We start from the raw sequence: 22,992 nt of genomic DNA on the forward strand, positions 1-22,992 counted from the left end.
ACATATGAAAAAACAACTACTTAAACTGGGGTTACCCATTTTATTATGCTCTGCATCAATTCATGCCCAATCCGATGTTTGGGATTTTGGAGCCAATGATCTTTCAAGACTTGGTTATACCAACAAAATTACGGTGGACATTGTGAACACAAAATTTTATCCTGAAGGCACACCTGCTGCTTCAGAAAATTTATCCGTTGGCAATTTTACTATCGACGAAACCATTAGTTATGTTACAAAAGGAAACGATCGTATTCGGACAGATAATCCGGATTTAACCCGTTTCGACGACAATTTATCGCCAGCACCTGCTTACTCTATAGCCCCAACTTATCAAGGGTGTTTATACGCTAACGGTTTAGGCGATTCAAAAACACGTTATCTGGCTTTCCAAGCGGCAGCCGGTGAAGTATTTACATTTATAGTATCTTCAAACTCCACTTCCGGTTCAGACTACGCTACTTACAAAATAACAGATGCAAATGCCGATGAACCAAATGTAATGGCATCCTGGGAATTTGGAATCCCTAGAAGTAATGAAGACGATAAAACAGTGGGTTTTTACCTCCAGTTTAAGGCGACCGATGCTGGAGAATATAGGCTTTACGACGACACCAGTAAAATTAGATACTACCGTGTGTACAGAGGCAATATTAGCAACCCTTTAAATACCACATTAGGTCTTGAAGATCTCTCTATTCAAGGAGGGTCTGACATAAAAGCTGTAGGAAACCGTGTTGTTTTATCCAATGTAAAATCAGAAACCGAAGTAAATATTTATGCTGTAACAGGAGCACTAATACAAACCTTAACCACATCTAAAGATATGTCTTTCGAGTTTAAACCAGGGCTTTGGTTCGCAACGGTGAAATCTGCAGAAGGTCAAAAATCAACAAAATTACTTGTAACCAATTAACTAAAACTAAATAATTAGGGTATTAAATATGCTAAACAACAAAAAGGTCACCATAAATGGTGACCTTTTTGTTGTATTCCTTATGGAAATCTACTATTTAATATCCATTAATTCTACATCGAAAATTAAAGTAGCATCCGGAGGAATTACACCTCCAGCACCACGAGAACCATAACCCAAAGTACTTGGAATAACCAAACGAGCCTTGTCTCCTATTTCCAGTAACTGGATCCCTTCATCCCATCCCGGAATTACCTGACCAACTCCTATAGGGAATTCAATTGGTTCTTTGCGCTTATAAGACGAATCAAAAACGGTTCCGTCTGTTAACTGACCTTTATAATGCACAGAAACAGTTTGCCCCTGACTTGCTTTTTTACCGCTTTTAGCCGCCTGTAAAATCTGATAACGTAATCCGCTTTCAGTTTTATTAAATCCTGCTGCAATTTTATCTAATTCGGCTTCCTGAGCAGCTTTAGCTTCTGCAATACGTTTTTCACGGGATCCTTCGAAAGTTCTGAAAGCCTCAATTGCATTAAAAGCTTCTGCAGCCTCACCTACTCTTACAATTTCTAAACTGTCAATAGCATCACCTTGAGCAATAGCATCTACAACATCCTGTCCTTCTATAACATGTCCGAATACAGTATGATTATTATCTAACCAAGGCGTCGCTACATGCGTTATAAAAAACTGACTTCCGTTAGTTCCTGGACCTGCATTGGCCATAGATAAGATTCCCGGACGGTCATGTTTTAATTCCGGGTGAAATTCATCGTCAAATTGGTATCCCGGATTTCCTGTCCCTGTTCCTAATGGACACCCACCCTGAATCATAAAATCTGAGATTACACGGTGAAATTTCAATCCATCATAATATGGATTTCCTTGTTTTTTAGCCGAATTTTCTAAGTTTCCTTCTGCTAAAGCAACAAAATTTCCAACCGTTCCCGGTGTTTTTTCAAATTCTAAAGCCACTAAAATGTCGCCTTTTGTAGTATTAAATTTTGCGTATAAACCGTCTTGCATGAGTTTCGTTTTTTATGAGGCGCAAAGATACGAAAATGATTGGCTAATTAAAACGCCTCCAACTTATAGTTAAGTTAATAAAAAGTGAAGTTTACAAAGGTATGATTTCAAACGTTTTCCTTTGTAATTCCATTTTAAAGCCTTGAGAAATGACTTTTGTCAGTTCTTATTTGTGAGAAATAACGGAACTTTGTCGATTCAATTATCATATTTAAAATGTTAAATTTTATAGGTTACTATTCCTGTAAAACCCTGAAAAATAATTAAATTTATAAGAATTTTAAAATTCACTGTAATGAACAAAGGACTTTATATTGCTACATTAGAGCCTAATAGCGGAAAATCCATCCTCTCTTTAGGCCTGATGCATAACATACTCGGTAAGGCTGCTAAAGTGGCTTATTTTAAACCTGTAATTAACCTAGACAAAGCAGGTAAAAACGACAACCATATAGAAAGTGTACTTTCCTTTTTTAATTTAGATATTCCTTATAGTGAAACCTATGCTTTAACACGCGACGAAATTATTCAAAACCGCAATGCCGGTAAAATAGGAGAATCGCTGGACCTTATCATTAAAAAGTATAAGGCTCTCGAAGAAGTTTACGATTTTGTATTGGTTGAAGGCTCCGATTTTACTGGAGAAGGCAGCGCCTTCGAATTCGACTGGAACGTCAATATCGCTAAAAACTTAGGCTTACCGACTTTAATTATTAGCACCGGAGAAGGAAAAAGTTTAAAGCAATTCTCTAATGGTCTGGAAATGGCTTACAAAACTTTTAAAAATGAAGATGTAGAAGTTATCGCGCTTGTTGCCAATAAAATTCAGTCTGAAAACATTTCAATTTTAAATGAAACTATTACAGAATTCTTACCGGAATCGGTTGAATTCTTTACTATTCCAATGGTAAAATCTCTGGCGTCTCCAACAATGAAGGAGATTAAGGAAAACCTGAATGGCGAAGTGCTTTTCGGCCATGAATATCTCGGTAATCTTTCAGGAAAATTTGCTGTTGGTGCGATGAATCTGCGTAATTTCCTTACGCACCTTGAGGAAGGTTCGGTTGTAATAACTCCTGGCGATCGTGCCGATATTATCTTAGGCTCGCTTCAAGCTCATATCTCAAGTAACTATCCTAGTATTTCCGGGATTATTTTAACCGGAGGATTGGTACCTGAACCTACCATTTTAAAACTTATAGACGGACTTTCAACTGTAGTACCTCTAATTTCGGTTAACGACGGAACGTTTAATACCACCCACCGTATTGGCAACATAAAAACTAATATTTATGCCGATAGTGAAGATAAAATTTTAACCTCTATAGAAACCTTTCAAAAACACATTCCGGGAGAAGGCATTGTAGAACGCCTTACTTCTTTCGAAAATAAAGTAACTACACCAAGAATGTTTCAGTATAACCTGATTCAGAAAGCGAGAACAGAAAAAAAACGCATCGTACTACCGGAAGCCTCAGATCCTAGAATTTTAACTGCTGCCGCTCGTTTAGCCGTATTAGATTTAGTAGATATTATTCTATTGGGAGATCCTAAGGTTATAAAGGAAAAAGCAAACGAACTGGGCTTACAGATCGATTTCACCAAAACCCAGATTATTTTCCCTTCGGAATACGAAAAATTCGAAGATTATGTAGAAACGTTTTACGAACTGCGTAAACACAAAAATGTAAATATGGATATGGCCCGAGACATGATGAATGATGTATCGTATTTCGGAACCATGATGATTTACAAAAATGATGCGGACGGTATGGTATCCGGAGCGATCCATACCACACAACATACCATAAGACCAGCACTTCAGTTTATAAAAACCAAACCAGGTTGCTCTATTGTATCCTCGGTATTCTTTATGTGTCTGGACGACCGTGTATCGGTATTCGGAGATTGTGCCATTAATCCAAACCCGAATGCAGCACAACTGGCAGAAATTGCCATCTCATCGGCGCATAGCGCGGCTGCCTTTGGTATAGAACCTCGTGTAGCCATGTTATCGTACTCCTCTGGAACTTCTGGTCAGGGAGCCGATGTGGACAAAGTACGTGAAGCCACAGAAATTGTAAAACAAAAATGTCCGGATCTAAAAATTGAAGGTCCTATTCAATACGATGCTGCTGTCGACCTAAATGTAGGTCAGAGCAAATTACCTGGATCTGAAGTTGCAGGGAAAGCCACAGTGCTGATTTTCCCGGATTTAAATACGGGTAACAACACCTACAAAGCAGTGCAACGCGAAACCGGTGCCCTGGCTATTGGTCCTATGTTACAAGGACTGAACAAACCAGTTAACGATTTAAGTCGTGGCTGTACCGTAGACGATGTATTTAACACCGTAGTATTAACCGCTATTCAGGCGCAGGGCATCTAAATAAAACATTACGAACACATAAAAATATCATGAAAATACTTGTTATCAACTCAGGAAGCTCATCTATAAAATTTCAGCTTATCGATATGCCTTCCGAGACTGTAATCGCTTCGGGTTTAGCCGAAAAAATAGGATTATACAACGCCGAATTACACTATAAAACAAACGATAATAAAATTGACTCCTTAACCGAAATTCAAAACCACACCGCTGGTTTAGAAAAAATAGTAGATTTATTACTGGACGGTAAATTAGGAGTTATTAAGTCTACCGATGAAATATCAGTTATCGGTCATCGCGTTGTACATGGTGGAAGTACCTTCAGTGACACGACAGTTATAGACGATAAGGTGAAAGATAAAATTAAAAGTTTATTCTCCTTAGCACCGTTACACAACCCTTCTAATTATGAAGGTATCGTTGTAGCCGAAAAAATGTTTCCAAAAGCGACTCAGGTCGCAGTTTTCGATACCGCTTTTCACCAGAGTATTCCGGAAAAAGCGTATAAATATGCCATTCCTAACTTACTGTTAAACGAGCACAAAATTCGTTTGTATGGATTCCATGGTACCAGTCACAAATACGTTTCTGAAAAAGCCATTGAATATTTAGGATTGGAAACCTCTAAAATTATTAACATTCACCTTGGCAATGGCTGTAGTATGACTGCTGTTCACAACGGAAAAAGTATAGACCACTCCTTAGGTTTCGGACCAATGAATGGCCTTATTATGGGTACCCGAAGTGGTGATATTGACCACAGTTTAATTTTCCATATGGTAGATAACCTAGGATATACCCTTGAAGAAGTAAACAACGTATTGCAGAAAAAAAGTGGTATGTTAGGTCTTACCGGACACAGCGATTTGCGCGATATAGAAGCCAAAGCTGAAGCAGGTAATAAAGAATGTATCCTGGCTCTTGAGATGAATGCCTACCGTATTAAAAAATACATTGGTAGTTATATCGCTGCCTTAAATGGTGTTGATGCTATAGTATTTACTGCAGGTATCGGAGAAAACAGTTCTACTATTAGACAATTGGTGTGTAAAGACATGGATTGCTTCGGAATTGAATTGGATGAAGAAGTGAATGCGGTAAGAAGCTCAGAAATCAGAACAATAAACAAGCCGGAAGCTAAAACTAAAATTTTAGTCATTCCAACCAACGAAGAACTGGAAATTGCAAAACAGTGTTTTGATTTAGCCCAAAATTAAGAGTATACATAATTAACAAACAAAAAACGCACGATGTAATATCGTGCGTTTTTTTATATCCAGTCTAAAAACCTATCAGGTTTTAATTGGCCACTTCACTAATGAATTTTATGCGATATAAACGTAACTCTTCATCGTCATAATCACCGTCAAACTCTTCTATAGCCAGATCAATTTTATCCGATTCCGACTCCATAAAGTAATCGTGAATTTCTTCTTGCTGATCTTCATCCAGTATATCGTGAATCCAGTAATCTATATTTAATTTGGTTCCTGAATACACAATAGCTTCCATTTCCTTAATAAAATCAGCCATCTCCATACCTTTAGCTGCGGCAATATCGTCTAACGGTAACTTCCGGTCGATACTCTGAATTATATACAGTTTTAACGCCGAATTAGATCCGGTAGTCTTCACTACCATATCATCAGGTCTTATTATATCATTATCCTCTACATATTTCGCAATAAGCGCCACAAAATCTTTACCGTATTTTTTAGCCTTACCTTCACCTACACCGTGCACATTAGATAATTCCTCTACACTTATGGGATACTTTAAGGCCATGTCTTCCAAAGAGGGATCCTGAAATATCACAAATGGCGGAACCCCAAGTTTCTTTGCATTCTTTTTCCTAAGGTCTTTAAGCAGGTTCATTAATACCGTATCGGCACTTGCGCCACCACCCTTAGACATGGTAATTACATTGTCATCTTCGTATTCACTAAATTCATGATCTTCTGTCATCATAAACGATTCCGGAGCTTTTAAATATTTTTTTCCGTTCTCGTTTAATTTTAATACGCCGTAGGTTTCAATATCTTTTTTAAGAAAACCTGCCACCAATACCTGACGCACTAAAGCCATCCAGTATTTATCGCTCTGACCTTTACCCTGACCAAAAAACGGCTGCTCATCGGTTTTATGCGATTTAATTAATGCATTGGCTTTACCTATTAATACATTCACTAAATCTTTCGACTTATATTTTTCTTTGGTGTTTTTTATGGTTTGTAGTAACATCACCACATCATCTTTGGCTTCGTGCTGCTTTTTAGGGTGACGCACATTATCATCCATATCTCCCCCTTCTCCGGTTTCATTATCAAATTCTTCACCAAAGTAATGTAATATGAATTTACGTCTGGAAATAGATGTTTCGGCAAAAGCCACAACTTCCTGTAATAAAGCATGCCCTATTTCCTGTTCAGCAACCGGTTTTCCAGACATGAATTTTTCTAACTTTTCAATGTCCTTATAAGCATAATACGCTAAACAGTGTCCTTCGCCTCCATCACGTCCTGCACGACCAGTTTCCTGATAATAACTTTCTATACTTTTTGGTATATCATGATGAATAACAAAACGCACATCGGGTTTATCAATCCCCATACCAAAGGCTATAGTCGCCACAACCACATCCACATCTTCCATTAAAAACATGTCCTGATGTTTCACTCTGGTTTTAGCATCTAAACCGGCATGATAAGGTATCGCCTTAATACCATTTACCTGAAGCACCTGCGCGAGTTCCTCTACTCGCTTACGGCTTAAACAGTAAATAATTCCGGACTTCCCTTCGTTTTGCTTAATAAAGCGGATAATATCACTATCCACCTGCTTGGTTTTCGGGCGTACTTCGTAGTATAAATTAGGTCGATTAAACGACGCCTTAAATGTAACGGCATCGCTAATCCCCAGATTCTTTAATATATCTTCCTGCACTTTAGGCGTGGCTGTAGCCGTTAACCCGATAATGGGAATATCGTCGCCTATACGTTTTATAATTTGTCTTAAATTTCTGTATTCCGGTCTGAAATCATGTCCCCACTCACTAATACAATGGGCTTCATCTACCGCCATAAAAGAAATTTTTACCGATCTTAAAAACTCCACATTTTCGTCTTTGGTTAACGATTCCGGAGCCACATATAACAGCTTGGTTACACCATCGGTAATATCTTTTTTAACGCGTTTTATTTCAGTTTTATTTAAAGAGGAATTTAATACATGGGCAATACCCTCTTCGTTGGAGATCCCTCTAATGGCATCGACCTGATTTTTCATTAGCGCGATTAATGGGGATACAATAATCGCTGTTCCGTCTTGCATTAACGCCGGAAGCTGGTAGCATAAAGACTTCCCTCCTCCAGTCGGCATAATAACGAAAGTATTTTTTCCTGAAAGGATACTTTCTATAACATTTTCCTGCAAGCCTTTAAAGGCATTAAAACCAAAATGTTTTTTAAGTGCCGAATGCAAGTCTATTTCAACTTTAGACATGAATTGTTTTTATTTTAAATTACACATATTCATACACCAAAATTTACATGAGCTATTAGTTAATTCCTAGTGTATTTAGAGAACCCTCATAAATTTTTTCGTTAGTTTTGTAGCCAATTCTAAACGAATTACAAATTTAAGCATTCGTATTAGATTAAAGATAGTAAAATCTTTAAAAGCATCAACCCAAAAAAACATTAAATTTTGAGCAAGAATCATGCCATCATAAGCACTGCTACTCAAGCTATTGAGATGGAAGGCCAGGCCATTTTAAACTTAAAATCTTTTATAAATGACGACTTTGTCAATGTTGTTGAATTAATTTATAATTCCAAGGGGCGTGTTATTATTACCGGAATAGGCAAAAGTGCCATTATTGCTAATAAAATCGTGGCGACTTTAAATTCTACCGGAACACCCTCAGTCTTTATGCATGCTGCCGATGCCATTCATGGCGATTTAGGTCTTATTCTTGAGGACGATGTTGTAATTTGTATTTCCAAAAGTGGAAATACTCCCGAAATTAAAGTCCTTATTCCTTTAATTAAAAGTGCTAAAAATCCGCTTATTGCTTTAACGGGAAATGCAGAATCTTTTTTAGGGCAGCAAGCCGATTTTGTTTTAAACACCTACGTGGAAAAAGAAGCCTGCCCGAATAACCTGGCACCTACCACAAGTACAACTGCTCAATTGGTTATGGGAGATGCTTTAGCGGTATGTTTACTGGAACAACGCGGTTTTTCAAGTCGTGATTTTGCAAAGTATCATCCGGGAGGCGCCTTAGGTAAAAAACTATATCTTAGAGTTTCCGATATTTCGTCTGTCAACCATAAACCTGCCGTAGCTCCTGACACTCATATTAAAGATGTAATTATGGAAATTTCCAAAAACATGCTGGGGGTAACAGCTGTGATTGAAGATCATAAAATTGTTGGAATTATTACCGATGGAGATTTAAGGCGTATGCTTACCAAAACCGAAAATTTTATGGCCCTAAGTGCCAGAGATATTATGGGGGCTAACCCAAAAACCATAAACGAAGACGCTATGGCTGTCGATGCTCTGGAACTTATGGAAGCCCACGACATTTCGCAGCTTCTTGTAAGCAACACGACTAATAACTACGTGGGTGTGGTTCATATTCACGATCTAATAAAAGAAGGCATTATATAATGGCTAAAACAAAAAAGAATGTAAACGAGATGTCGTTTTTAGATCATCTCGAAGAGTTAAGATGGCATCTTATTCGTGCGGTAATTGCTGTATTTATTGCTGCCATAGCAGCTTTTATTGCTAAAGGTTTTATTTTCGACACCTTAATATTTGGACCTACAAAACCTACTTTTTTTACGTACGACATTTTATGCTCCATTTCACAGTCACTCGGCCTTGACGATAGCTTTTGTTTTAACGAAGCGGCATTCGAAATTCAGAGTAGAACCATGGCCGGTCAGTTTTCGGCACATATGTGGACTGCCATAACAGCCGGTTTTATTATCGCCTTTCCATATGTGTTATACGAATTATGGAAGTTTATAAGTCCAGGCTTACACCCTAACGAACGCAAACACTCCAGAGGATTCATTATTATTTCCTCTATTTTGTTTTTCCTAGGTGTATTATTCGGGTATTATGTTATCTGTCCGTTGTCCATCAACTTCCTTGGAACGTATCAGGTCAGCGACAAGGTGCATAACGATTTCGACTTAAGCAGTTATATCAGTTTGATTCGCTCATCGGTTCTTGCCTGCGGTCTTATTTTCGAATTACCAATAATCATCTACTTTTTAGCTAAAGTAGGTGTTATAACACCGGAATTTCTTCGTAAATACAGAAAATTTGCGCTTATCATCGTTCTTGTGGTCTCAGCGATTATTACACCTCCGGATATTGCCAGTCAGGTTATTGTTGCCATTCCGGTATTAATTTTATACGAAGTAAGTATTTTTATTGCCCGCTTCGTTACCAAACGTCAAAACTCTAAAGCCTTAAAAAATGTCTGATTTAGTAAACGAATTTAACGCGTATCGCGAAAAAATGAATGAGCGCATCCTTGGTGATGACAATAAAGTAATTAAACGTATTTTTAATCTGGATACCAATGCGTATCAGGCCGGTGCACTCGATGTAAAAACCAAGGAGTTACTGGGGCTTGTAGCTTCTGCTGTACTGCGATGTGACGACTGTATTAAATACCATCTGGAAACGGCTTACAAAGCAGGTTTAAACCGGGCCGAAGTGGTGGAAGCTTTAAGCATTGCAACTCTTGTAGGCGGTACTATCGTTATTCCGCATTTACGTCGTGCTTACGAATTCTGGGATGCTTTAGAAGCTCAGGACAATTAATCATACCATGTTTAAACAGAAAAAGCAAGACTATTTTTAGTACTTTAGCGGAGCAATTATAAATTCAATTAACAGCTATAAAAGGTGAAGTTAAAAGCAGAACATTTAATGAAGTCCTACAACGGACGTAAAGTAGTAAAAGATGTTTCTCTGGAAGTGAATCAGGGTGAAATAGTAGGACTTTTAGGGCCAAATGGTGCTGGAAAAACCACCTCCTTTTATATGATAGTTGGACTGGTAAAGCCTAATGGCGGAACCATACATTTAGACAGTACTGAAATCACCAAATTCCCAATGTATAAGCGCGCTCAGAATGGTATTGGCTATCTGGCTCAGGAAGCATCGGTGTTTAGAAAATTAAGCATTGAAGACAATATTTTAAGCGTGTTACAGCTTACCAAAATGAGTAAGAAGGAACAACACATGAAAATGGAGTCTTTAATTGAAGAATTCAGTTTAGGCCATATTCGTAAAAACCGTGGCGACCTGTTATCAGGTGGTGAACGCCGTCGTACCGAAATTGCCCGCGCTCTGGCAACCGACCCTAGTTTTATTCTACTGGACGAACCCTTTGCCGGTGTAGACCCGGTGGCAGTAGAAGACATTCAGCGTATTGTAGCGCAGCTGACTAAAAAGAATATCGGTATTTTAATCACCGACCACAACGTACAGGAAACTCTGGCCATTACAGATCGTACCTACTTAATGTTTGAAGGAAGTATTCTTAAAGCAGGAGAACCTGAAGCCCTTGCCAGTGACGAAATGGTTAGAAAAGTCTACTTAGGACAAAACTTCGAACTGCGTAAAAAGAAACTGGATTTTTAGATTTAGTCGGTAGTCGGTAGTCGGTAGTCGGTAGTCAAATTTCAATATTAAAATCTCATTTTCCAAATAACAAAGCTTTAACTTCAGTGCTTAAGATTTTAGTATTGAGACATAAAATTCAACTCTGATTTTATATAATAAAATAATTGTATTTTCGTGAATCGTTAAGCGTGAATTGTTAAACGTAGACTTTTAGCATTCATTTAACCATTACACAACTATACGATTACATTATTCCTCGTTTCACGCTTGACGCTTCACGTTTCATGCCTCACATCTAACGACCAAAAAACTAAAGACTAGAGACTACCGACTAACAACTAGAAAAACTAACTCCCAAACCCTGTAAGCACCAAACGTCTGGAGCCGCCATAATCACGGTGTTCACACAGGTAAATTCCTTGCCAGGTACCTAAATTAAGTCGCCCATTGGTAATCGGGATTTGTACCGAAGGTCCCATTAAAGACGCTTTAATATGTGCCGGCATATCATCAGCCCCTTCATAGGTATGGATATAATACGGCTGATTTTCGGGAACCATGACATTGATATGACTTTCAAAATCGACACGCACAGAAGGATCTGCATTTTCATTTATAGTTAAACTGGCGGAGGTATGTTTAATAAACACCTGCAACATCCCCGTTTTAATGGTTTTCAATTCCGGAAATTCATAAACAATGGTATCTGTAATAATATGAAATCCGCGTTTATAAGGTTTTAAGGTAATTTCTTTTTGGTAAAAGGTCATAATTGATTTTCCTGATATTCTAATGGCTAAATTAAGGTTTTTGGAAGGAACATTTTAGTTGTTGGTTGTTGGTTGTTGGTTGCTGGTTGCTGGTTGCTGGTTGCTGGTTGCTGGTTGCTGGTTGTTAAATCAATCCATTACGCAATACACTATACTAAATACTCAACTATTACTCGACTATGCCACTACACTATTCCTCGCTAACCACTAATGACTAACGACTCAAGATTATTCACACTTCACGCTTCACGTCTATCGACTAAAGACTACGAACTACAGACTTACAACTAACCATCACGTTTTCTGTTTCTTCTTTTTAGCCGCCGGAAATAATACATTATTTAAAATTAGGCGATAACCCGGAGAAGTAGGGTGTAGTTCCAGTTCGGTTTTAGGATCGCCCACTTTATGGGTATAATCTTCCGGATCGTGGCCCCCGTAAAAAGTAAAAAAACCTTTCCCTTTAATACCGTGAATGTATTTAGCCTCACCATTGCTTTTATTTTCCCCCATTACCAGAACATTCGATTTAATTTCGTCTCTGGTAAACGCCGTGGTTTGCCCCATAAAGCCTTTGATTAAAGCGGTATGATTCTGACATAACATAGTTGGCACCGGATCCCATTTGGCAGAAAAATCCATTAAGGAAAAATAATCCGCCTCCATAAAAATACGGCGTTTGGGCGTCATATCTATAGATGAGAATTCATAGATTTTCGGACTGCGTTCCAAAGTAAAGTTGGTAAAAGCAAAAGTTTTAGTATAATCTATCAGACTTTGATAATTTGGCGTACTGGCATCCCCATCGAACATCGGTTCACAAATATCGACACCTTCAGCAGCCAGTGCAATATCAAACGAATCCGTGGCACTGCACATGGCAAACATAAAACCTCCTCCTATTACATAGTCCCTGATTTTTAAAGCGACTGCCAGCTTTTCTTCCGACACTTTTGCATAGCCCAGCTTTGCCGCCAGAGCTTCGGCCTCTTTCTTATCTTCAATATACCAGGCCGCCATACGGAAGCTGTTATAAAATTTTCCAAACTGCCCTGTAAAATCTTCATGATGCAAATGCAACCAATCGTAAAGCAACAAATTATCATTTAGCACTTCTTCATCGTAAACCGTATCGTAAGGAATTTCGGCATAGGTTAGCACCATGGTTACAGCATCGTCCCAGGGTAACTTTCCTTTAGGGGTATACACGGCAATTTTTGGAGCCTTCTCCAACACAACGGCTTCCATGTTCTGACTCGGACTTTCAATCTCTTTTAAAATGCTTTCGGTTTTGGCATTAGACAAGATCTCAAACGATACACCGCGAATCTGACATTCCTTCTGAATTTCAGGGGTGTCCGGCAATAAAAAAGCCCCCCCTCGATAGTTTAGCAACCACTTTACTTTAAGTTGTTTAGATAAGGTCCAATACGTTAAACCATAGGCTTTCAAGTGATTTTTCTGACCGTCTGCATCCATAGGAATCAGGATATAAGACGCCATAGCCTGTAAAGAACACAATACAAAAAAGACAGTAACTAAAATTCTTCTAAACATCATACGAAATAATCTAAGGTTGAAGATACTTATTTTTTAATGGCTGATAAAGCGGTTCCTTAAATATTCCCCATAAAAAATGCCCGAAACTTTATATTTAAATTCCGGGCATTTAAGAACTACACTAATGTTATATATTAAAATGGTACATCGTTATCATCGTCATCATTCATGGCACTGCCAAAGGCATCTGTTGGTGATGGAAAATGTCCGGCACCGGAACTAAACGGTGATTCTTCAGTCTGATTGGCATTCATCTTACTGTGGAACTCAAACGGCGAATCGAATTCGTCCAGATTATCGAATTTACCTAAGTGTCCTAAGAATTTCAGACGGATATTTTCCAATCCACCATTCCTGTGTTTCGCAATGATAAATTCGGCCTGTCCTTCTGTCGGCGAGCGTTCATCATCATCCCATTCTTCAATCTTATAATATTCCGGACGATAGATGAACGATACAATATCGGCATCCTGCTCAATCGCACCAGATTCACGAAGGTCAGACAGTAAAGGACGCTTACTTCCTCCACGGGTTTCAACCGCACGCGATAGCTGTGACAGGGCAATTACCGGCACCATCAATTCTTTTGCCAGGGCTTTAAGGTTACGCGAAATCATCGAGATTTCCTGTTCACGGTTACCACCATGACTCGGTCCACCTGTCATTAACTGCAGGTAGTCAATCATAATCAGTTTTATACCGTGCTGCGAGGCCAGACGTCTGGCTTTCGCCCGTAAATCGAATATGGAAAGTGAGGGTGTATCATCAATAAAAAGTGGTGCTTTTTCAAGGTCTTTCACCTTCACATTCAACTGCTCCCACTCGTGCTTTTCCAATTTACCCGTTCTTAATTTTTCTGAAGACAATCCCGTTTCAGACGAGATTAAACGCGTAATTAACTGTACCGAAGCCATCTCCAGAGAGAAAAAGGCCACCGGAATATTCTGATCTACAGCAATATTTCGTGCCATGGACAGCGTTAAGGCTGTTTTACCCATACCCGGACGTGCCGCAACGATAATTAAATCGGAAGGTTGCCACCCGGAAGTTAATTTATCCAGTTTGTCGAAACCGGTTGGTATACCACTAAGTCCCTCTTTCTTCGAAATTTCTTCAATCTGCTTCTTCGCCTGAATTACCAGTTCCTGAGCCGTTTCACTCGACTTCTTAATATTTCCCTGAGTAACCTCGTATAACTTTGATTCAGCTTTATCTAATAAATCAAAAACATCCTGCGTTTCATCGTAAGCCTCTTCTATAATTTCACTTGAAATTTTTATTAAACTACGTTGAATGAATTTTTGTAATATAATACGGGCATGGAACTCGATATGTGCCGAAGATGACACCTTTTGAGTCAAAGAAATCAAATAAAAATCGCCACCTGCCAGTTCCAGCTTTCCGCTTTTCTTTAATTGGCTGGAAACAGTTAATAAGTCGATAGGTTCACTGTTCTCAAACAGCTGAAAAATCGCCTCAAAAATAAATTTATGCCCTTCTTTATAGAAAGCATCGGCACTCAGGATATCGATAACTTCATCGACTCCCTTCTTATCAATCATCATTGCACCAAGCACAACTTCCTCTAAATCAAGTGCCTGAGGCGGTATTTTACCACGTTCTAAGTGTATTAAAGTACTTTTATCTACTTTGAAGCCCTGTAGCTGATTTGGTTGTTTCATAACTGCGAAAGTAACTAAATTGACTTTATAATTATATGATTTTTATTAGTTCCTATTAACCTTTCTTCAACATTCTAACTGTTAATAACTTACAATTTTTGTTAATAACCAAAAAAAAATCTGAAGGACACCCCTTCAGATTTTACAAAACGCCTGTTTTTAAAAGGCTTAGTCTTTAAACACCCCCATTTGAGCGTATTTATCCATACGTTTATTAACAAGATCTTTTGCTGATAACTTATTCAGTTCACCAAAAGCTTTTAAAATGGCATCTTTAACCGTTTCAAAAGTAGCTGTACGATCGCTGTGTGCGCCCCCTACAGGTTCCTTCACGATTTCATCTACCAGTTTTTGTTTTTTCATATCGGCTGCTGTTAATTTTAACGCTTCAGCCGCCTGTTCTTTATATTCCCAGCTACGCCATAAGATTGATGAACAAGACTCTGGAGAAATCACCGAATACCAGGTGTTTTCCAACATTAATACGCGGTCACCAACGCCAATACCTAAAGCACCACCGGAAGCACCTTCACCAATAATAACAGTAATAATCGGCACTTTTAAACGTGTCATTTCCAGAATATTTCTTGCAATAGCCTCTCCTTGCCCGCGTTCTTCCGCTTCAAGCCCCGGATAAGCACCAGGAGTATCGACAAGGGTTACTACAGGAATACCGAACTTCTCTGCAGATTTCATTAAGCGCAGCGCTTTACGATACCCTTCAGGATTAGACATCCCGAAATTTCTAAGCTGTCTGGTTTTAGTATTATATCCTTTTTGCTGTCCGATAAACATAAAACTCTGGTCGCCTATTTTACCTAAACCACCAATCATGGCTTTATCGTCTTTTACATTACGATCGCCGTGTAATTCTAAAAAAGAATCACCACAAAGTGCTTTTATATAATCTAAAGTATACGGTCTGTTTGGATGACGAGACATTTGTACACGCTGCCATGGCGTTAAGTTTTTATAAATGTCTAATTTAGTTTCCATAAGCTTTTTCTCGATCTGCTTACAGGTTTCAGAAACATCAACATCACTCTCTTTGCCTATAATCTGGCATTTATCTAATTGCTCTTCAAGCTCTTTAATAGGAAGTTCAAAATCTAAATACTCCATACCAATTACGGATTGTTTTTTTGTTAGCCTACAAATATAAAAACTTTAACCGTGTAATCCCGCTAAGAGGCTTTACTTTTTAAAGCTTTCCAGTTTTTTAGTACACCATTTAATAAAACGGCTGCTAAAATTATGGCTGCTCCCAGATAAAAACTGGAAGACATTTTTTCGGTTTCCGGAAATAAAATCAGGGCTAAAACTATGCCATATACCGGCTCCAGATTATAGGTAAGCACAACAGTATACGGACTGATATACTGCATTACTTTTACAGAGCCTATAAAAGCATAGGCCGTACACACTGAAGCCAAAAGGAACAGATACCACAAATCGGACGCTGTAACCGAAAAGAAATCTGCATTAAAACCTTTCCCGAAAACAGCAATATACAAAGTGATAAAAAAGACTCCACTAATAAACTCATATAACGAAATTACAGAAGGACGGTACTGTTTTACAAACCTGCCGTTAAGCACAGCAAATAAAGCAGATAAGAATGCAGAAATAATACCCAACACGATGCCTTCTAAATAATGTAATCCACTTCGCGTAATTAAAAACACACCGAATATTACCAGTATGCCAAAACCAATTTCGTACCAGATTATGGGGCGTTTATAAATTAAAGGTTCTATAAGCGATGCAAAAAAAGCACCTGAAGAAAACATAGCCAGCGTGATGGAAATATTAGACACTTTAATAGCTCCGAAAAAGGTGATCCAGTGCAATGCTATAATAATTCCTGCCAGAGACAAACCAGCAATAGTTTTTGCAGGGATTTTAGTTTGTATGCGCTTAATGCGCATATAACCATACATAATAACCATAGCCATAAGCATGCGATACCACACCAGCGGAATGGCTTCTATGGTAATTAATTCTCCTAAAATTGCTGTAAAACCTGCTATAAACACCAGCAGATGCAGGTGTAAATAATTATTGAGTTTAGCGTTTGGCATTGTGCAACATATAAGCAGCTAAAATTCCGAAAATAACATTTGGAAACCATACGGCTACCAAAGGTGAAAAATCTGATTGCTCGGCCATTACTCCGAATATTTTATCGAAAAACACAAATACCATTACAATACAAATTCCAAATGCCAGATTCACCCCCATACCACCACGACGTTTCATAGACGAAACCGCCACGGCGATAATGGTTAAAATATACACCGACACCGGCAAACTCCATTTGCGGTATTTTACCAGTTCGTAACGCCCGATATTAGACGATCCGCGTAGCTTTTCCTTCTCTATAAATTTATTAAGATCTCCATAGGTTAAGGTCTCTGCGATATATTCCAGCGGCGTTAAATCTTCCAGATCAAAACTAAAAATCGTGTCTTTTCTCCTGCTGGATTCTATAATATCATCGTCTTTCCCTACACTGCGCTTCACGTAATCAATCATCCTGTAGGTTGAATCCTGCTCTACATACCTGATATTACGCGCACTCATTTTATATTCCAGCTTGTTATCAACAATATGTTCCAGTGTAAAGTTCTGCCCCATTTTATTCTTGGCATCAAAACTGCTTACATATATAAAATCGTGATCGTTAATCTGGCGATATACCGTTCCGGTTTCCTGTGCTTTTTTGTTGTTTTTAAAGTATTTATAGTCGAAATCGTTAAACCCTTTACTGGCTTCGGGAGCCAAATACATCCCTAAGAGTAAGGCCACTCCGGCAACGATGGTTGCACCTATCATATAAGGTCTTAAAAATCTGGAGAATGACACTCCCGAACTTAAAAAGGCGATTACCTCTGTATTATTGGCCAATTTGGACGTAAACCAGATGACTGAGAGAAATAAAAATAACGGAAATAATAAGTGTGCAAAATAAATGGTAAAGTCCAGATAGAACATGGCCACCTCTGGAAACGGCACTTCCTTTTCCAGAATTTTACCAATTTTTTCTGCTAAATTAACGGTAATACCTATGGGTATAAACAGCAGTAACATCATTAAAAATGTTAGCAAATACCGTTTTAATATGTACCAGTCTAATATCTTCAAGACTATAAACGCTTATCCATTTGTTTAACCATCATATCTTTCCAGGTTCTGAAATCTCCTGCTAAAATATGTTTTCTTGCTTCACGAACCAACCACAAATAGAATCCAAGATTATGTATAGTGGCAATTTGTTTTCCAAGCAGTTCGTTTACAGTAAACAAGTGTCTTAAATAAGCTTTAGAATATTCGGTATCAACATAGGTAATCCCCATCTCGTCTATTGGAGAGAAATCGGCTTCCCACTTTTTGTTTTTAATGTTTATAGTACCATGAGCCGTAAACAACATCCCGTTTCTGGCATTTCGAGTTGGCATAACACAGTCGAACATATCGACTCCTAAGGCAATATTTTCCAGAATATTAATAGGTGTACCCACTCCCATTAAATAGCGTGGTTTATCTTCCGGTAAAATATCAGTAACAATTTCAGTCATGGCGTACATTTCTTCTGCAGGCTCTCCTACCGACAAGCCACCAATGGCATTCCCTTCGGCACCTACACCGGCGATATACTCGGCTGATTGCTGACGCAAGTCTTTATAAGTACTTCCCTGAACAATTGGAAAAAAGGCCTGACTGTAATCGTAAGTAAATGGTGTTTTCTTTAAATGCGTTAAACAACGCTCCAGCCAGCGATGCGTCATATGCATGGAACGCTTGGCATAATTATAATCGCAAGGATACGGTGTACACTCATCAAACGCCATAATAATATCGGCACCGATACTACGTTGAATTTCCATTACATTCTCTGGCGTAAACACGTGATAACTTCCGTCGATATGCGATTTAAACTTTACGCCTTCTTCCTTAATTTTTCGATTGGAAGACAGTGAATACACCTGATATCCTCCGGAATCGGTCAGGATATTTCTATCCCAGTTTATAAACTTATGTAAGCCTCCGGCCTGCTCCAGTATTTTGGTTTGCGGACGTAAATATAAATGGTAGGTGTTCCCCAGAATAATATCAGGATTAATATCATTTTTTAATTCGCGCTGGTGCACACCTTTAACAGAACCTACAGTTCCTACAGGCATAAATATCGGGGTTTCTATAACACCGTGATCGGTAGTAATTTTACCAGCTCGGGCATTACTTTGCGGGTCTTGGGCTTTTAATTCAAATTTCATACGCTAAAAATCATCAGGTGGCAAAGATAAATAACTCCTATTTATAACGATTGCTTATTCTGAAAAATATGTAAACGCTACTACTATAACGTTTGCTTAATTTAGGCAAATATTAATTTGAGAACCGGCTATAAAGCCTTAATTTTATACCTTTAAAAATCAAGTTATAATAAACATGGCTAACACACAAGAATTACAAGATTTAACGACTCAGGTTCGTAGAGATATTCTACGTATGGTACACAAAGTAAATTCTGGACACCCAGGAGGTTCTTTAGGCTGCGCAGAATTTCTGGTAGCACTTTACAATGAAATCATGGACAGAAAAGAAGGTTTTGATATGGATGGTCTTAACGAAGACTTATTCTTCTTATCAAACGGGCACATTTCTCCTGTATTTTACAGTGTATTGGCACACGCAGGATATTTTCCGGTTGAAGAATTAGGAACTTTCCGATTAATCGATTCAAGATTACAAGGACATCCAACCACTCACGAAGGTTTGCCAGGCGTACGTATTGCCTCTGGATCTTTAGGACAAGGGATGTCTGTGGCTTTAGGTGCTGCTCAGGCTAAAAAATTAAACGGAGACGATAAATTAGTATATACCTTACACGGAGACGGTGAATTACAGGAAGGTCAGAACTGGGAGGCTATTATGTATGCATCGGCTAAAAAAGTAGATAACTTAATTTCTACAGTAGATTTAAACGGACAACAAATTGACGGTGCTACAGACGAAGTATTACCAATGGGTAGTATAAGAGCTAAATTTGAAGCGTTTGGCTGGGATGTTGTTGAAATTGAAAAAGGAAACGATCTTGAAGCTATTATTGCAGGTATGACAGAAGCTAAAAGTAAAACTGGTAAAGGAAAACCTGTTTGTGTCCTTTTAAAAACCATTATGGGTCATGGTGTAGATTTTATGATGCACACTCACGAATGGCATGGAAAAGCTCCTAACGACGAGCAATTAGCAAACGGTTTAGCACAAAACCCAGAAACTTTAGGAGATTATTAATAGCAACAACACAAAGATGAAAACATACACATATACAGAGAAAAAAGATACACGAAGCGGATTTGGAGATGGTTTAACAGAGTTAGGACGTACTAATCCTAATGTGGTTGCCTTATGTGCCGACTTAACACCATCGTTAAAAATGGGTGATTTTATTAAAGAAAACCCAGAGCGTTTTTTCCAGATTGGTATTGCAGAAGCTAACATGATGGGTATCGCTGCCGGATTAACAATTGGTGGTAAAATTCCATTCACAGGAACTTTCGCAAACTTTTCTACAGGTCGTGTTTACGATCAGATTCGTCAGTCTATTGCATATTCTGATAAAAACGTAAAAATCTGTGCTTCTCACGCTGGTTTAACTTTAGGTGAAGATGGTGCGACTCACCAGATTCTTGAAGATATCGGGATGATGAAAATGTTACCAGGGATGACAGTAATTAACCCTTGTGACTACAACCAGACTAAAGCCGCTACTATTGCTATTGCAGAGCACCACGGTCCTGTTTACTTACGTTTCGGTCGTCCATCTGTGCCAATCTTTACACCTGCAGATCAGAAATTCGAAATCGGTAAAGCTATTCAGTTAACTGAAGGAACAGATGTAACTATTGTAGCTACCGGACATTTAGTTTGGGAAGCTTTAGAAGCCTCTAAAGCCTTATACGAAAAAGGAATTACTGCAGAAGTAATCAATATTCACACCATTAAACCTTTAGATACTAAAGCGATTTTAGATTCTGTTGCAAAAACAGGATGTATCGTAACTGCTGAAGAGCACAACTACCTTGGTGGTTTAGGAGAAAGTGTTGCCAGAGAATTAGCAACGCACCGTCCTACTCCTCAGGAATTTGTAGCTACACAAGACACTTTTGGTGAATCTGGAACGCCTGCCCAGTTAATGGACAAGTACGGATTAAACGCTGAAGCTATTGTAAAAGCAAGTGAAAAAGTAATAAAAAGAAAATAATATTAGACTACTTTCGTTCTTATGAAAACAACAATCATAAGAACGAAACGTATGAAAAAATTATTTTTTATGGCCTGTTTCTGGGTAGCCACCATAAGCGTGGTTTCGGCCCAATCACATTCAGGTTTTGGAATTAAAGGCGGATTAAACTATAACTCCAACGGAGATTATTTTGAATCCATCTCAAATACAGTAAAACACCCGGACGGACATATTGGATTCCATCTGGGTGTTTTTGCTAAGTTTGGTGACCGTCTGTTTTTTAAACCCGAGCTGGTTTACACGAACACCAATAGTGATTACGACGGTGACACATTTAAACTTCAGAAATTAGACCTGCCTGCCCTTGTTGGTATTCGCGTTATTGGCCCGATCAATGTCTTTGCCGGACCGTCCTTTCAATATATTCTAACTTCGGACTACGACGGTACTAAAGTCGATGATTTTGATAAAGACATTTCTTTAGGATTCAATTTCGGTATTGGATTCAGTCTGAATAAATTTGGTATCGATTTAAGGTACGAACGCGGATTCAGCAAAAACGAAGCCGACTTTATCGATAAAAACAATCTGGATTTAGGCGCTACCATAGACGCCCGACCAAGCCAGCTTATTTTAAGTGCGTCTATAATTCTGTAGTTAAATATAAATATAAAACAAAAAAAAGGCCGATAGTTTAATAGCTATCGGCCTTTTTTAATACGTTTCAATTGCACTACTCATTCGATTCTGTTTCTTCGGCATCAAGATATTTTGGTATTCCATTTTTACCAATATCGTTAGTCGGATCGCCATCGCCATCTATATCTTCGTACGGTGTTAATACCCCGTCTCCATCATCGTCTATATCAAGCGCATCCGGAATTTCATCACCATCGGTATCATCATCATAAATATCGCCGTTACCATTTAAATCTTCCATATAACTCGGCACTAAATCGCCATCGTGATCTAAAAATGTAACTCCCGGAGTGTGAATTAAGAAAATTAAATTAGAATAGGCAGGAATCTTGGTTTGCGTTGTAGAGAAATACCCTAAACCTGACGGAATAAATAAGGCTCCGATACCGTGATTATGGTAAGTCACTGTACCATCTCCATTCTCAGAATTCCCTACAGAAGTTCTGAATTCTATAGTCCCTTCTTTAAACCCTTTTACCACACCATAATCGCTACCAATAGTAGACATACTTAGCCCTACAGGAGTAATTGCACTATCGAACACGGTATTATCTATCAGCATCCCTTTATATTGTATATGTGCTCTGTCGGTTGGGTGTATAGAATCGCCCAGACCTTTTCTCAACTCTAAATAGTATAATTTATATTCGATTTCATCTGTATCTGAATCGCTATTAACCAACTTTAATTTCAACTCACTACGGTCAATTAACGGAATTTTATCGCTGTTTTCTCCAGCAATGGTATCAATAACAATCTGAAAATTATCGTTAGCTTCACTATACGGATTCTCGAAGTCGAATTCCTCGTAATTGTAAAAATGGGTATCCAGATAGGCCTCAAGTTCTGCGATGTTTTCTTCGTAAACTTCGGCTCTGTCTCTCACTTCTACTTCTACCACATCTTTATCGTCGTCCTTTTTACAAGAAAGTACAGCACCCAGTAATAAAATAGTTAAAGTAACGGTTCTTAATTTCATTATTGCTTATTTTTGGGGCGCAAGATACGATATAAAAAAGAATTTTGCACATAAACTGAACGGA

Annotated in this window: 20 protein-coding genes; 10 read left to right on the forward strand and 10 right to left on the reverse strand. The window is 38.4% G+C overall.

What is annotated here, in order from left to right:
• Positions 1-4 precede the first annotated feature (4 nt).
• The gene (locus I3217_RS03645) at positions 5-916 is read left to right on the forward strand and encodes a hypothetical protein (RefSeq protein ID WP_435048374.1); all 912 of its coding nucleotides are present in this window, start codon (positions 5-7) and stop codon (positions 914-916) included.
• Positions 917-1,009: 93 nt separating this feature from the next.
• On the opposite strand, the gene I3217_RS03650 is transcribed toward I3217_RS03645, so the two are convergent.
• A complete protein-coding gene (locus tag I3217_RS03650) occupies positions 1,010-1,945 on the reverse strand; it encodes a peptidylprolyl isomerase (RefSeq protein WP_435048375.1) in 936 nt (311 codons plus the stop codon).
• 295 nt (positions 1,946-2,240) lie between these two features.
• Between I3217_RS03650 and pta the strand changes: the two genes are divergently transcribed.
• Both pta and I3217_RS03660 read left to right on the forward strand, forming a co-directional pair.
• Positions 2,241-4,334 (forward strand): phosphate acetyltransferase, encoded by a 2,094-nt coding sequence (gene pta / locus I3217_RS03655; RefSeq protein ID WP_435048376.1) that lies wholly within the window; start codon positions 2,241-2,243, stop codon positions 4,332-4,334.
• Between the two features lie 29 nt (positions 4,335-4,363).
• Complete coding sequence (locus I3217_RS03660) at positions 4,364-5,551, forward strand: acetate/propionate family kinase (protein ID WP_435048377.1); 1,188 nt, start codon at positions 4,364-4,366, stop codon at positions 5,549-5,551.
• 82 nt (positions 5,552-5,633) lie between these two features.
• Here I3217_RS03660 and recQ read toward each other — a convergent pair whose 3' ends face one another.
• Entirely contained in the window at positions 5,634-7,835 is a 2,202-nt protein-coding gene (gene recQ / locus I3217_RS03665; RefSeq protein WP_435048378.1) for a DNA helicase RecQ, read from the reverse strand.
• A gap of 252 nt (positions 7,836-8,087) precedes the next feature.
• Here recQ and I3217_RS03670 point away from each other — a divergent pair, with 252 nt between their 5' ends.
• The 4 genes from I3217_RS03670 (at position 8,088) to lptB (ending at position 11,006) form a co-directional block, all read left to right on the forward strand.
• Positions 8,088-9,008, forward strand: coding sequence for a KpsF/GutQ family sugar-phosphate isomerase (locus tag I3217_RS03670; RefSeq protein ID WP_435048558.1), 921 nt, complete (start codon positions 8,088-8,090; stop codon positions 9,006-9,008).
• The gene (gene tatC, locus I3217_RS03675; protein WP_435048379.1) at positions 9,008-9,838 is read left to right on the forward strand and encodes a twin-arginine translocase subunit TatC; all 831 of its coding nucleotides are present in this window, start codon (positions 9,008-9,010) and stop codon (positions 9,836-9,838) included. Before I3217_RS03670 ends, tatC begins: the two co-directional genes overlap by 1 nt.
• Positions 9,831-10,181, forward strand: coding sequence for a carboxymuconolactone decarboxylase family protein (locus I3217_RS03680; protein WP_435048380.1), 351 nt, complete (start codon positions 9,831-9,833; stop codon positions 10,179-10,181). Before tatC ends, I3217_RS03680 begins: the two co-directional genes overlap by 8 nt.
• Positions 10,182-10,265: 84 nt before the next feature.
• Positions 10,266-11,006, forward strand: coding sequence for an LPS export ABC transporter ATP-binding protein (gene lptB, locus I3217_RS03685; RefSeq protein WP_435048381.1), 741 nt, complete (start codon positions 10,266-10,268; stop codon positions 11,004-11,006).
• Positions 11,007-11,335: 329 nt separating this feature from the next.
• Here the strand turns inward: lptB and I3217_RS03690 are convergent, their stop codons facing one another.
• The 7 genes from I3217_RS03690 to tgt all read right to left on the reverse strand — a co-directional run bounded on the left by I3217_RS03690 (position 11,336) and on the right by tgt (position 19,277).
• The gene (locus I3217_RS03690; protein ID WP_435048382.1) at positions 11,336-11,758 is read right to left on the reverse strand and encodes a secondary thiamine-phosphate synthase enzyme YjbQ; all 423 of its coding nucleotides are present in this window, start codon (positions 11,756-11,758) and stop codon (positions 11,336-11,338) included.
• A gap of 294 nt (positions 11,759-12,052) precedes the next feature.
• Complete coding sequence (locus I3217_RS03695) at positions 12,053-13,237, reverse strand: asparagine synthetase B (RefSeq protein ID WP_435048559.1); 1,185 nt, start codon at positions 13,235-13,237, stop codon at positions 12,053-12,055.
• A gap of 215 nt (positions 13,238-13,452) precedes the next feature.
• Positions 13,453-15,000, reverse strand: a complete 1,548-nt coding sequence (gene dnaB, locus I3217_RS03700) for a replicative DNA helicase (protein ID WP_435048383.1) — start codon at positions 14,998-15,000, stop codon at positions 13,453-13,455.
• Between the two features lie 168 nt (positions 15,001-15,168).
• Positions 15,169-16,122: an acetyl-CoA carboxylase carboxyltransferase subunit alpha gene (locus I3217_RS03705; protein ID WP_435048384.1), complete on the reverse strand. Its 954-nt coding sequence runs from the start codon at positions 16,120-16,122 to the stop codon at positions 15,169-15,171.
• A 62-nt stretch (positions 16,123-16,184) separates the two neighbouring features.
• Positions 16,185-17,081, reverse strand: a complete 897-nt coding sequence (locus tag I3217_RS03710) for a DMT family transporter (protein WP_435048385.1) — start codon at positions 17,079-17,081, stop codon at positions 16,185-16,187.
• Positions 17,068-18,144 (reverse strand): LptF/LptG family permease, encoded by a 1,077-nt coding sequence (locus I3217_RS03715; RefSeq protein WP_435048386.1) that lies wholly within the window; start codon positions 18,142-18,144, stop codon positions 17,068-17,070. The genes I3217_RS03710 and I3217_RS03715 overlap by 14 nt, the downstream gene beginning before the upstream one ends.
• 2 nt (positions 18,145-18,146) lie before the next feature.
• A complete protein-coding gene (gene tgt / locus I3217_RS03720; protein ID WP_435048387.1) occupies positions 18,147-19,277 on the reverse strand; it encodes a tRNA guanosine(34) transglycosylase Tgt in 1,131 nt (376 codons plus the stop codon).
• 175 nt (positions 19,278-19,452) lie between these two features.
• Here tgt and I3217_RS03725 point away from each other — a divergent pair, with 175 nt between their 5' ends.
• Genes I3217_RS03725 through I3217_RS03735 form a run of 3 tightly spaced genes read left to right on the forward strand, consistent with a single transcriptional unit; the run spans position 19,453 to position 21,907 of the window.
• The gene (locus I3217_RS03725) at positions 19,453-20,298 is read left to right on the forward strand and encodes a transketolase (protein ID WP_435048388.1); all 846 of its coding nucleotides are present in this window, start codon (positions 19,453-19,455) and stop codon (positions 20,296-20,298) included.
• 16 nt (positions 20,299-20,314) lie between these two features.
• Entirely contained in the window at positions 20,315-21,268 is a 954-nt protein-coding gene (locus tag I3217_RS03730; RefSeq protein ID WP_435048389.1) for a transketolase family protein, read from the forward strand.
• 51 nt (positions 21,269-21,319) lie between these two features.
• Entirely contained in the window at positions 21,320-21,907 is a 588-nt protein-coding gene (locus I3217_RS03735) for an outer membrane beta-barrel protein (protein WP_435048390.1), read from the forward strand.
• Positions 21,908-21,983: 76 nt separating this feature from the next.
• Here I3217_RS03735 and I3217_RS03740 read toward each other — a convergent pair whose 3' ends face one another.
• Positions 21,984-22,928: an FKBP-type peptidyl-prolyl cis-trans isomerase gene (locus tag I3217_RS03740; protein WP_435048391.1), complete on the reverse strand. Its 945-nt coding sequence runs from the start codon at positions 22,926-22,928 to the stop codon at positions 21,984-21,986.
• Positions 22,929-22,992 lie beyond the last annotated feature (64 nt).

The organism is Formosa sp. S-31, from assembly GCF_051172795.1.
In the GTDB taxonomy this organism is placed as follows: Bacteria; Bacteroidota; Bacteroidia; order Flavobacteriales; family Flavobacteriaceae; genus Formosa.